Genomic DNA, 12642 nt, shown 5'->3' with positions numbered 1-12642 from the left:
TTGTATTTAAGTATAGCTTGTTTGAAACTTTTTTTCAACTAGATAAAGAAGGTTACCTCTGCGCATAAGCTTCTATAATCGTTTGACTTACATCTAAAGCTTTCGCACCCTGGCCACCTTGTTCTACAACAACGGCTAGTACAAGACTTTCTTTTTTTGTATCTTTAGGTTCTACAAACCCTACAAAAAGAGAATGGTCTTTGCTTGTTTCATTTTGAGCTGTACCTGTTTTACCACCTATAAGCATATCTTTACGATAAAGCCTATTACCAGTTCCTTCTGTTACCACCTTTGTCATAAGTGATTTTAATGTACTACATGTCTTTTCATCTAAATAAGTTCCTTGATATTCAGGCAAGTTTTTTAAAGCTATTTCCCCCCTTGTATCTAGCGAATAATCTATCATATAAGGCACCATAAGTACGCCATCATTATAAAGAATAGAACCTATCATAGCTAGATGTAAAGGCGAAACAAGTGTTTCTCCTTGTCCAATATAAGTAATCAATTTATCAAAGGAACTGCTATTTGCGTTTAGACTAAACTGACTTTTTTTATACTCTACTTTTACAGGTAACTCTTGGTTAAATAGAAGCTTATCCGCTACCTGTTTAAGTTTAGCGATAGGAACCTGATCCGTTAATTCAACAAAGTACGTATTACATGATTTAGCAAATGCTGATTCTAAATTAACTACCCCATGTGCTTTACCATTATTACATTTAATTTGGTGATTATCTTTTGTAATACTACCTTTACAATCGTATTCAAAATTAAAGGCTACATCTCCCTTTTCTTCTAGATAAGCAATAGTCGTAAGAATTTTGAAAGTAGAACCTGGTGGATAAAGTCCCTGCGTAGCTCTATTAAGTAGTGGACTTTCTTCAGTATCTTGTGTGAGGTTATCCCAGTTTACACTGATTTTATTGGGATTAAATCCAGGTGTGGCATACATAGCTCTAATTTTACCAGTTCTAGGCTCTAATACAATAGCCGCACCTTTTCTGCCATCTAATCCTTTTTGAGCCGCTTCTTGTAGCGTATGATCAAGTGTTAAATAGACATCATGCCCTTTGAACTTTTCTCCTGCAAAAGCATAATTTAGCAAAGCCTTTGCATGGTAGTCTGGGTAGAGAAGTTCTACGTTTGCCATAGCCTCTACCCCTACTTTACCATGTCCTACATAGCCTATAGCATGCGCATAGGTACTGCCATAAGGATAATTTCTGCCTCCTTCTTCACTTGTCGCAAGAAGTACGCCCTGAGCATCATAAATATTACCTCTTACTACCTCAGCCTCTAAATGATCTAAACGTTTGTTATAAGGATTCATAACGATTTTTTTGCTCTCTACTGCTGTGAAATAGCCTAAATACGCACCTACACAGATAAAGATAATAATAAAAACACTTGCTACTCTATAAATATAGCGATTATTCTTCATAGGTTTCACCTTCTTTGCGTGCAAATTTTAATGTCTTTCTTATGAGATAAGTCAATATGCCCATCATGCCTAGACTGACAAACAAAGAAGTTCCTCCATAACTTACAAATGGCAGTGTAATCCCTGTAAGAGGAAGGAGTTTCATAACACCACCTATAATAATTAAGGTTTGAAGCCCTAAAATAACTACAAATCCTACGCATAGAAACTTTGAAAAGTCATCGAGCTGAATAAGTGCTGCTTTAAGTCCTTGTAAAATAAGTGCAAGAAAACATAGCAGAATAATGAGTCCAAATAAATTCCCAAACTCCTCACAAACAGCAGCAAAAATATAATCTGTTGTTACAATAGGTATAGTTGTTGGTATGCCTCTTGTAAGTCCACTTCCAAACCAGCCCCATGTTCCCATGGCGAATAGACCTTGCACAACTTGATAGCCTGTATTAGCAATATCAGCCCATGGATCTAACCATGCTTGCACTCTTACACGTACATGCCCAAATAACATATAAGCAATGAAGGATGCTCCTACCCCACCTATAATACCTAACAATGGTAGAAAAGCCTTTTTCGTCCCAATATATAGCATGACAAGGAAGGTAAGTCCATATAAAAGTGCACCACCTAAATCTCTTTGTATAACTAAGGTAAGAAGAATAAAACCTGTAATACCACAAGCTATAAGTAATTCTTTCATCTTATGCTCTTTATAAGTGAACTCATGGAAATGTGCTGCTAAAAACATAATAAAAGTTACTTTGCCAAACTCAGATGGCTGAAAACCTATCGGTCCTATTTGTACCCAGTTGATCGCTCCATATTTAGCTTCTCCAAATATAAAAGGCAATACAATCATTCCAATTGTCAAAATCATATAAAGTACTTTATATTTAGGTCTAATTAATCTACTACATAAATTAGGCAAAAATAATGCAATACTCATCCCTAAAATAAACCATACTATTTGCTTTGTGGCTTCAGTATGATTTAAGCGTTCCAGCATAATGTAGCTTACATCTATTAGAAAGAAAATAATATGCCATATAATGAGCTCATCTTGTCTTTTTAGTAGTTTAATCATCCACCTCGCTAGTGTCATAACAGCAAAGAATACAATACTATTAAATAAAATTCCCTGCCTTACTGCAAGACTAGGCGCTTTTCCAAATAAAATAGCAGTTCCTCCTAGATGTAGAAAGCTAATACATATATAAAGCAATGTGTTTTTTTGCTGAGGCTGTCCAAGAGAGTAACTAATAAAAGGTTTCATATAACTAAATACTAATACAATAAAAATTAGACCAAACCCCGCGAATATATAACGACTTAGTAAAATCATTAGCTCTAAATAAGGCACTTTATCACCTCTTTTTTCTCTATATAATGATTAATCAATAGGCTTAAAGAAACTTGCTTTTTGCCCAGTTACTCCAGTTGGCTCCTGTCTTATTAAATAAGAAAGTATTTCTTTAACCTGTTCTGCTTTTTCATCTGTAAATAATATACGATATACCATGATCGCTGCATCTTCTAAATATTTCTCTTCTATAAGAAGAGGTTCATGCATAAGAATCTGCATCTTACAAGCTATGCAATCTGTTAAAATAGGCCATTTTGCACCTTTTCGATCAGATAAGCTATATTCAAGTGTAGGCTTCTTCTTATGACAAAGCTTGTGATTTCCTAATACACATTGTTCAGTTGTCATAACGGGTAACTTGCCATAAATAATCGTTTCGAGTGGCCCATTCAACTGTTCAAGCTCTTCTTTTGCTAGTTCTGCTGATGTAGTAACTCTTGTTGCCCCATACTCTAGCCAATGATAAACAGCTTCATTATTCATAATATTTAAGTTATAATCGATTACTTTTTCTTTAGCACTATTTTTAAGCAGTTCAAAAACACCTAATGTACGAATAACATATCCACTTATAGAAAGGTTTTCCCAAAACTGAATACGTTCTTTAATACACATCAATGTCTTCTCTTTTGTAATAGCTGGAAAGACAATATAAAAACTTTTTTCTGCTTCTTGGCATTTGCTAAAAGCTTCTTCTAAGGCTATATCATTATAACGCCATTCCCAATAAATTTTACTTACTTCTGAGTACATGAGTGCCGCATCTAACTGTTCTAATGTATGCACCTGCACACTATGTGTCCTTGGCCCCTCCCAAATAGGGTTTTGCACTTTTTCATAAGTCTTATAAATACGGGCTTCATCTTTCTCACAAATTAAAGCTTCTAATTTTTCTACTGCCTCTCTTCTAAGCTGATTAAGCTTACTGATTGTCATATAAGCGCCATCTTCCCAGTGCCCTTTTAACTCCGTTAATTCAAAGGAAGTATTCCCTAACTTAGATAATTTTTCAAAGGCAATGTCTTGTGTAATAGGTGCATTTTGAGCTGGCTCTAGTACATCTCCTACTACCTCAGCTGTATAAATCCCATAAGTTAAAGTAAAACGAACCGGTTCACCAATTTTTCCTATCACCTGTCCACTTACCTCTACTTTTCTTTGAGCTTTTTCATAGGTCTTCTTAAGCACTTTTAATAAAGTGTTATTTTTAGATAAGTATACTGGACTCTTTTCATCTACCCAATCTTCTACACGTACAGTAAACTGCTGGCCTGCTGGATATACTTTTGAAATACCTGTTCCTGTATGCTTTTTCTTGTTCCAGATTTCAAGCCCATCTCCAGGATTAAGTGTCTTATTGGTATGAATAGTAGCCATCTTGGTTTTCTTATCATATTTGACTACATAGCCAATTCTTAAACCAATATTTTTAGGCGTCTTCTCTGTAATCATGTCGGCACCTGCTTTTTTGAAGTAATACCCTTCTGAAAAGCCTCCTCGATTAAAAATAGACTGTAGCATTTCCATATCTTCTTGCTCAACCTTATAGTTTTTAGGATCTTTTAAAGCAAGATCAATATATTTTCTATAGACCTTTGTAACAGAAGCTACATACTCTGGTGATTTCATACGGCCTTCCATTTTAAACGAGTCAATCCCACACTTCATAAGCTCAGGAAGGAAACTTAAAGTACATAAATCCTTTGGACTTAATAAGTAAGCTGATTTAACAACCTCTTCTTCTCCTCTTAAAAGGGCATATCCCATACGGCAAGGCTGTGCACATCGTCCTCTATTTCCACTACGTCCACCAATTTGACTACTAAACAAACATTGACCAGAATAAGAGTAACAAAGTGCTCCATGAATAAAGGTCTCAATTTCAATATCTACAGCTTCTTTAATGGCTCTAATTTCCTCAAGCTGCATTTCCCTTGCTAGTACCACACGTTTAAATCCGCAGCTTTTAAGAAACATAACATCTTCAATACTGTGCGCACTCATCTGTGTGCTTGCATGGAGTTCAATCTCTGGAAAATAGGTTTTAATCAAATAGGCTACGCCCAAATCTTGTACAATAATGGCATCTACTTTTAAGCGTGCTAGCTTTTGTAAATAAGCCATAAGCTCTTCTATTTCTTGATCCTTAATTAAAGTATTAACAGTAATGTGGGTCTTTACACCACGTAACTTACAATAATCTACGATTTTTTCTAGTTCATCTTCTTCAAAGTTATCTGCAAATTGTCTTGCATTAAAAACTTTGCCTCCTACGAATATGGCATTGGCCCCATTCTCAATTGCCGCAAGTGCATTTTCAAATTTGCCAACTGGTGCTAGTAATTCTACTTGTCTCACACTTTGTCCTTCTTTCATTTATTCATTATAAAAGGGGCAATTACTTACCCCTTTTAGTATAACTATTAATGTTATTTGTTAATCTTAAGTTCATTGATTTCAAGGGCCATTTCTTTAATTCGCTCTGCAAGCGCAAGATTTTCTTCATTGCACTTTGCAAGTTCTTTACTATAGAGGTCCCTTTCCTCCTCTAATTTTAAATATTCATCTGCAATATTGAGTGCCATCATAAAATGTTTCTGTGACTGATTCAAGTGTCTTGCCAGGCTGTTTTTTTGCATTTCTACTACTTTTTTATCGAGTACATGCGCTACTTTTTGAATATGTTCCCGAGATTCATTGCCTTGTAAAGCATATACTTGTCCACCTATCATGACTTCTACTTTATTCTTTGCCATCTGTAGCACCCCACTATGACTTTATATAAGTATATTTTTTGTCATTATATCATAGATGAATGTAAAAAACTATCTTAATTGTTTAACTCTGGCGGCATTTTAATTAAAATTTTTGCCGCATCAGTCAACATGCGTCCTCTTGGTGTACGCTGTAATAAGCCTTGCTGCATCAAATAAGGTTCATAAACATCTTCTAATGTCTCTCTTTCCTCTCCAATAGTAGCTGCAAGTGTTTCTAGTCCTACAGGTCCTCCCTTAAATTGATAAGCAATAGTATTTAATATACGCCTGTCTATTTCATCTAGGCCGTATGTATCAATATTAAGGAGTTTAAGTGCTTCTAATGCAGTCTCCTGATTAATATGCCCCTCATATTTAATCCATACAATATCTCGCACACGCTTTAATAATCTATTTGCAAGACGTGGTGTACCTCTTGAACATTTTGCAATTTCCATAGCCCCCTCAGATGTACATTCTACCTCTAAAAGACTCGCTGTTCTTTGGATAATCTGTCCTAATTCTTCTAAAGAGTAATATTCTAGTCTTTGTACAATGCCAAAACGATCACGAAGTGGAGAGCTCAGCATCCCTGCTCTTGTTGTAGCACCTACTAATGTAAAGGGTGGAAGAGAGAGGCGAATAGATTTAGCAGTAGGTCCTTTCCCTACAACAATATCAATATGATAATCTTCCATAGCTGAGTAAAGCACCTCCTCTACTTGACGTGGCATGCGGTGAATCTCATCTATAAAAAGTAAATCGCCTGGCTGAAGGTTATTAAGGATAGCTGCAATATCACCCGGTTTTTCAATAGCTGGCCCAGCTGTCACTTTGATTTTAACACCCATTTCATGCGCAATAACGCCTGCAAGTGTTGTTTTACCAAGTCCCGGTGGTCCATAGAGTAGCACATGATCAAGTGCCTCATTTCTTAGTTTAGCAGCTTGAATAAAAATACTTAGATTTTCTTTAATAGCACTTTGACCAATATACTCCTCCAAAGTAATGGGCCTAATACTACTTTCTATATCCGTATCTTCAATTTGTAAGTCTGCTGACATCATACGTGTATCCACTTTTTTCACTCCCTAATTCATCAGCAAGGCAAGTGCCTTCTTAATAATAGTTTCTGTTGTATCAGAATAATCAAAAATAGCTTGTACTGCTTTTCTAGCATCGGCTGTAGTAAAACCTAATGCTTCAAGAGCTTCTACTGCTTCTTCTTTATTGCTTCCTGTTGATTCTGGAAGCCCTTTTTCTAGATAGCTTAAATCTGGCATAGCAAATTTCTGTACGACATCTTTAAGTTCAAGAGTAATACGCTGAGCTGTCTTAGGCCCTATTCCACTTACTTTTCCAAGTGCTTTATGATCCTGCATCATAATAATTTCAATGAGATGGTTCACTTCATACATATTCATCATCTGAAGTGCACTTTTAGGCCCTATACCATTCACACCTATAAGCTTTTTAAAGAGGTCTCTTTGCATCTTCATTGTAAAACCATATAAATCATAAGCATCTTCTTTAATATGTTCGTAAATATAAGCTTTCATTTTTGTTCCTACGCGAAGCATCTGTCCATCATGATCATAGGGCATAAAAACTTCATAACCTACGCCATTTACTTCAATATATATATTGTTATCTTCTATATCGGTGATTTCACCTATTAAATATGCTATCATACAATCTCCTTCACAAGAACATTTGTTCTTATTGTACACTAATCTTAAGTTTTCGTCTAGTAGAAGCCTTTTATCCTCTCTGCTGCTTTTATATACTATAGAGGTAGACTTCTATTAAACTATAAAAAAGACAGAACACATTAAAGTATCATGTTCTGTCCTTAGATAAGCCTTTATTTATTTGGCATATATTTAAGTGGATGCAATTTCCCATCTGGTGTTTGGATTTTTGTATTAGCTAATTGATTCTTGAAGTTACCTCTAAAAATTTGTAAGTACTGCGCACGAAGTGTTGCTTGTTCTTCAAGTTCTGTTGGTGTTAATCCTTCTGTTTTTTTCTTGTTTGCAAGTTCATTAATACGTGCAATAAGCTTTTCCATTTCCATTCTTTTTACCTCTCTTATTTTCCTATAAACCAAGTTCCTACTTCTTTACCTTCTAAAATATCGTAAAGAACACGTGTATCGTCCCCTAAGGCAACAACTGTATGTGTCTGATTCTCTTTAGCTATTTTTGCTGCTGTAATCTTTGTTGTCATACCACCTGTTCCAAATTGGGAACCTGTATCCTTTCCTAAGCCTTCAATCTCAGGTGTAATCTCTTCTACTGTTTTAATGAGTGTAGCTTCTTTATTAACTTTTGGATTATCTGTATAAAGCCCATCAATATCTGTTAATAAAATAAGCAGATCAGCATCTACGAGCTGAGCAACCATAGCAGAAAGTGTGTCGTTATCTCCAAAACGGTATCCTTCTATCTGTGCTGTAGAAATGCAGTCATTTTCATTAATGATTGGAATAACACCTAGCTTTAATAAAGCAAAAAGTGTATTTTTAGCATTTTGATTTTTAATTGAATCTTCTATAACATCTTTAGTTAAAAGAACTTGTGCAATAACTTGATTATATTCTGCAAAAAACTTTTCATAAATTTGCATTAAAATAGCTTGGCCAATAGCAGCTGTTGCTTGTTTCATTTCAAGTTCTTGTGGTCTTTCAGTTAAACCAATACGTCTTGAACCTGTACCAATTGCACCAGATGATACAAGTATTATTTCCTTTCCTTGATGATTTAAATCTGTTAAAACCCTTGCTAGTTTTTCCATCTTGTCTAAATTTGTGTTACCATTGTCATGGGTTAAAGAAGACGTACCGATTTTTACAACAATACGCTTACTGTTTAATAATTGTCCCCTCATGATTCCCTCCATTAATTGCTAGTCTTAATCTTTTGTTGTCCCTATATTTTTTACGTTTGCCGGTAATGCTTTAGTGGCAAGCTTTTCTATTTTTTCATCTATTTCCATAATTGGCTTAATATGAGCCATATTATGTTTCTTAGTAATGTTTAACACCTGTATACCTGGTGTATCTCGCTTCGCTTTTTCTTCAATCAGTTCTGTTGGGATAATGGCCCACTTTTCATCTGTCCTAATACATTCAATATAACCTTCTTCATAAATGACGCAGATACCTACACAACTACTTTTACCATAATAAGCTTTAACCAGTTTCTTTCTATTTGTCTTTGTTTCATATACATTAAGTGGCACGCGTGCGACTTTTCCTGATTCAAATCCAAATAAGATAGAGCCTGTATAATTCATGGTTGGATACATATAAATAATTGTCTCATCAACCTCTAAGTCTAAAATATTAGGTAAGTATACCCCATATTGACTTGCTTTACAGTCTTCTATTTCATAAGCTTTTACTTTATAGACATTACACTTATTCGTAAAGAAGAGTACATCGCTTTTATTAGTGGTTTCAACTTCTTGAATAATTTGGTCATTATCTTTCAGCTTCTGCTCCCCGCTACTTCTAAGAGAAGCCAGTGAAATCTTTTTCAGATACTGATGCTCTGTAAAGAAAAATCTAAGATTATAGTCTTCTATTAAAGCGTCACTCGGTAAAGCAACTACTTTATGTGGTTCAATTAAAGTTGTACGCCTTGGCACAGCATATTTCTTCTTAGTTTGCTTTAACTCATCACTAATAACTTTTTTAAGTTTTGTATCGCTATTAATAATTTCTGTATACTTAGCAATCTCCTTTTCAAGCTTATCTACATCTTGAAGAGTATTTAAAATATACTGTTTGTTAAGGTGACGTAATTTAATCTCTGCTACAAACTCAGCTTGCATTTGAGTAAGTTCAAAGGCACGCATAAGGTTTGGTACAACCTGATTTTCTTTTTCAGTATTTCTGATAATATCGATAGCCTTATCAATATCAAATAAGATTTGTTTAAGCCCAAGTAAAAGATGATGTCTTTTTTGCATTTTATCAATATTGAAAGTAAACTTTCTAATAAGACAATCTTTTCTAAATCTTACCCACTCCTCAATGATGGATTTGACACCTAATACTTTTGGCATTCCATCAATAAGTACATTAAAATTACAGCTGAAAGTATCTTCAAGTGTTGTCAGTTTAAAGAGCTTTTCAATAACAATATTAGGATCAGCTGAACGTTTTAAATCAATAGTAAGCTTTAAACCTGAAAGGTCTGTTTCATCACGTACGTCTGAAATCTCTTTAATCTTGCCTTGTTTAACAGCATCTTCAATTTTATCAATAATAGCTTCTATTGTTGTTGTATAAGGGATTTCTGTGATTTCAATACAGTTTTCCTTTTTAACATACTCGTATTTCCCTCTCATTTTAAAGGAACCACGCCCACTATTTAAAATACTTTTCATTTCTTCTTTATTATAAATAAGCTCTCCACCTGTAGAAAAGTCAGGTGCAAGAATATAATCTGTTACATCTTCCTTATCTGACTTTAGGTATGCAATAGTTGCATCACATACTTCGCCTAAATTAAAACTACATATATTACTAGCCATTCCTACAGCAATCCCTTGATTAGGGTTAACTAAAATATTAGGAAATGTAACAGGAAGCAAAGTAGGTTCTTTCATCTTACCGTCATAGTTATCTACAAACGGCACTGAATCTTCTTCTATATCACCAAAAAGTTCTTCACAAATATCACTGAGCTTTGCTTCTGTATATCTTGAGGCCGCATAAGCCATATCTCTTGAATAAATTTTACCAAAGTTTCCTTTAGAATCTATAAAAGGTGTATTGAGTGCTGCATAACCCTTTGTAAGACGCACCATAGTCTCATAAATAGCGCTATCTCCATGAGGATTAAGCTTCATAGTTTGTCCAACAATATTCGCTGACTTTGTACGACCAGACTTTAAAAGTGACATTTTATACATTGTATAAAGTAATTTACGATGAGATGGTTTAAACCCATCGATTTCAGGTAGTGCACGAGAGACAATTACACTCATAGCATATGGCATGTAATTGGATTCTAATGTCTCGGATATATTCTGTCTAATAATCTTCTCGTCCATTTCTTCTTCCCCCTTCTTAACTCATATCCAATAAGTCTAAATACTCATGACCTACTTCTGCAATAAATGCTTTTCTGGCTGCTAAATTATCTCCAAGAAGCCTCTCAAATACTTCTTTTGTAACCTCAGCATCTTCTGGCATCACTTGAATCAATCTTCTTGTCTCTGGATTCATAGTTGTTTCCCACATCATCTCTGGATCATTTTCACCAAGCCCTTTTGAACGTTGGATGGTATATTTGCATTTAAGAGATTCTAAGATTTTTGTTTTCTCATAATCTGAATAAGCAAAGTAAGTATGATCTTTTGTATTGATTTCATAAAGTGGTGTTTCCGCAATGAAAACTTTACCTTCTCTAATCAGTGTTGGCACTAAAGCATACAACATAGTTAATACAAGTGTACGAATCTGATAACCATCTACATCGGCATCTGTACAGATAATAACTTTATGCCATCTTAAATTTTCAAGTTCGAAAGTATGCAACTCTTTGTTGTGTTTACTCGTAATTTCTACCCCACAACCTAATACCTTAAGCAAATCTACAATAATATCACTTTTAAAGATTTTATCATAATCTGATTTAAGACAGTTTAAGATTTTCCCTCGAATAGCCATGATACCTTGAAATTCTGCATTACGCCCTAATTTACATGAACCAAGCGCAGAATCTCCTTCTACAATATAAAGCTCACGTTTATTTAGGTCTTTTGATCTACAATCTACAAACTTCTTAATACGATTCGTAATATCAATTGTACCACCTAACTGTTTACGTACATTGATACGTGTACGTTCCGCTTTCTCACGGCTTCGTTTATTAATAAGGATTTGTTTTGCAATACGTGTTGCTTCATCTTTATTTTCAATAAAGTAAATAGATAAATAGTCTTTTAAGTAGTCCTGTATAGCTTCTTGAATAAATTTATTTGTAATGGCCTTTTTAGTCTGATTCTCATAACTTGTTACTGTTGAAAAAGAGTTGACAATTAAGATGAGACTATCTTGTATATCTACAAATGTAATTTTCTTCTCATCTTTATTATAAAGGTTCTCATTCTTAATATATTGATCTATGCAATAGACAAAAGCATTCTTGACTGCTTTATCTGGCGCTCCACCATATTCAAGATAACTTGAGTTATGGTAGTACTCTAATAAATTGGCTTCATTACAAAACGTGCAAGCAATTTCAAACTTAAGTTTATATTCCGGTCTCTCTGGGCTATCTTGCCCTCTTGTCTCATGTTGCATGAAAATGAGTTCACTAAACTGTTTTTCAGCTGCTATTTCTTTGGCATAGCCTACTATCCCTTCTGGATAAAGGTAAACATGTTTTTCTTCTAGAATTTCATCTTTAAAGTTAAATTTAATGCCTTTATTAACAATAGCCTGCCTCTTAAGCACATTGTGAAAGTAGCTGCTACTTACTCTAATATCTGTAAAAACTTCTGAATCTGGCTTCCAATGAATCCACGTTCCTGTAGACTTATAAGTTGCCTTATTTTTTCTTAGGCCTCCAATATTTTCACCTCTTTCAAAGTGAAGTTCATATTCATAGTCATTTCTATAAACTCTAACATCCATAAAGGCTGAACTATATTGGGTCGCACAAGCACCTAGACCATTAAGTCCTAAGCTAAACTCATAGTTTTCCCCACTGTTATTGTTATATTTCCCCCCAGCATAAAGTTCACAAAAAATAAGATCCCAGTTATAACGACCTTCTTTTTCATTATAATCTAGGGGCATCCCTCTTCCGTAATCTTGTATGATAATGGAATGATCTTTGCAAAGTGTTACATCAATCACACTTCCATAACCTTCTTTAGCCTCGTCAATTGCATTTGATAAAATTTCAAATACCGAATGTTGACATCCCTCAATCCCATCGGAGCCAAAAATAACTGCTGGACGTAATCTTACCCTGTCAGCACCTTTTAACGAGGAAATACTTTGATTTCCATAATTATCTTTTTTCATTTTTTATCACCTGCAAATTTATTCTCATTTTAAT

The 12642-nt window shown here is 34.6% G+C and carries 10 protein-coding genes; all 10 read right to left on the bottom strand.

Annotated elements, in window-relative coordinates:
• Positions 1-52: 52 nt before the first annotated feature.
• Positions 53-1444 carry a peptidoglycan D,D-transpeptidase FtsI family protein gene (locus H8718_RS12815; RefSeq protein WP_177669789.1) on the bottom strand — a complete coding sequence of 464 codons (1392 nt, stop codon included), beginning with the start codon at positions 1442-1444 and terminating at the stop codon, positions 53-55.
• The gene (locus H8718_RS12810) at positions 1434-2801 is read right to left on the bottom strand and encodes an FtsW/RodA/SpoVE family cell cycle protein (protein ID WP_177669787.1); all 1368 of its coding nucleotides are present in this window, start codon (positions 2799-2801) and stop codon (positions 1434-1436) included. The genes H8718_RS12815 and H8718_RS12810 overlap by 11 nt, the downstream gene beginning before the upstream one ends.
• Positions 2802-2831: 30 nt before the next feature.
• Positions 2832-5162 (bottom strand): U32 family peptidase, encoded by a 2331-nt coding sequence (locus tag H8718_RS12805; RefSeq protein ID WP_177669785.1) that lies wholly within the window; start codon positions 5160-5162, stop codon positions 2832-2834.
• 71 nt (positions 5163-5233) lie between these two features.
• Positions 5234-5560 carry a cell division protein ZapA gene (locus tag H8718_RS12800; RefSeq protein WP_177669783.1) on the bottom strand — a complete coding sequence of 109 codons (327 nt, stop codon included), beginning with the start codon at positions 5558-5560 and terminating at the stop codon, positions 5234-5236.
• 74 nt (positions 5561-5634) lie between these two features.
• On the bottom strand, positions 5635-6639 hold the full coding sequence (ruvB, locus tag H8718_RS12795) for a Holliday junction branch migration DNA helicase RuvB (RefSeq protein ID WP_177669781.1): 1005 nt from the start codon (positions 6637-6639) through the stop codon (positions 5635-5637).
• Between the two features lie 12 nt (positions 6640-6651).
• Positions 6652-7251 carry a Holliday junction branch migration protein RuvA gene (gene ruvA / locus H8718_RS12790; protein ID WP_177669779.1) on the bottom strand — a complete coding sequence of 200 codons (600 nt, stop codon included), beginning with the start codon at positions 7249-7251 and terminating at the stop codon, positions 6652-6654.
• Between the two features lie 173 nt (positions 7252-7424).
• Positions 7425-7637 (bottom strand): DUF896 domain-containing protein, encoded by a 213-nt coding sequence (locus H8718_RS12785; RefSeq protein ID WP_177669778.1) that lies wholly within the window; start codon positions 7635-7637, stop codon positions 7425-7427.
• A gap of 14 nt (positions 7638-7651) precedes the next feature.
• Positions 7652-8449 (bottom strand): glutamate 5-kinase, encoded by a 798-nt coding sequence (proB, locus tag H8718_RS12780; protein WP_177669776.1) that lies wholly within the window; start codon positions 8447-8449, stop codon positions 7652-7654.
• 24 nt (positions 8450-8473) lie between these two features.
• Positions 8474-10624, bottom strand: a complete 2151-nt coding sequence (locus H8718_RS12775) for a DNA gyrase subunit A (protein WP_177669774.1) — start codon at positions 10622-10624, stop codon at positions 8474-8476.
• A 16-nt stretch (positions 10625-10640) separates the two neighbouring features.
• Positions 10641-12608: a DNA gyrase/topoisomerase IV subunit B gene (locus H8718_RS12770; protein WP_177669772.1), complete on the bottom strand. Its 1968-nt coding sequence runs from the start codon at positions 12606-12608 to the stop codon at positions 10641-10643.
• Between the last annotated feature and the right edge of the window lie 34 nt (positions 12609-12642).

It is taken from the genome of Zhenhengia yiwuensis (assembly GCF_014384995.1).
In the GTDB taxonomy this organism is placed as follows: domain Bacteria; phylum Bacillota; class Clostridia; order Lachnospirales; family Cellulosilyticaceae; genus Zhenhengia; species Zhenhengia yiwuensis.
Note: the sequence above shows the minus strand (reverse complement) of the source record. Positions and strands in the feature narration are given on the sequence as shown.

Excerpts from the sequence above, each read along its gene's own strand:
- H8718_RS12815 (WP_177669789.1), bottom strand. The coding sequence starts at position 1,444 with ATGAAGAATAATCGCTATATTTATAGAGTAGCAAGTGTTTTTATTATT.
- H8718_RS12800 (WP_177669783.1), bottom strand. The coding sequence starts at position 5,560 with ATGGCAAAGAATAAAGTAGAAGTCATGATAGGTGGACAAGTATATGCT.
- ruvA (WP_177669779.1), bottom strand. The coding sequence starts at position 7,251 with ATGATAGCATATTTAATAGGTGAAATCACCGATATAGAAGATAACAAT.
- H8718_RS12785 (WP_177669778.1), bottom strand. The coding sequence starts at position 7,637 with ATGGAAATGGAAAAGCTTATTGCACGTATTAATGAACTTGCAAACAAG.
- proB (WP_177669776.1), bottom strand. The coding sequence starts at position 8,449 with ATGAGGGGACAATTATTAAACAGTAAGCGTATTGTTGTAAAAATCGGT.
- H8718_RS12775 (WP_177669774.1), bottom strand. The coding sequence starts at position 10,624 with ATGGACGAGAAGATTATTAGACAGAATATATCCGAGACATTAGAATCC.
- H8718_RS12770 (WP_177669772.1), bottom strand. The coding sequence starts at position 12,608 with ATGAAAAAAGATAATTATGGAAATCAAAGTATTTCCTCGTTAAAAGGT.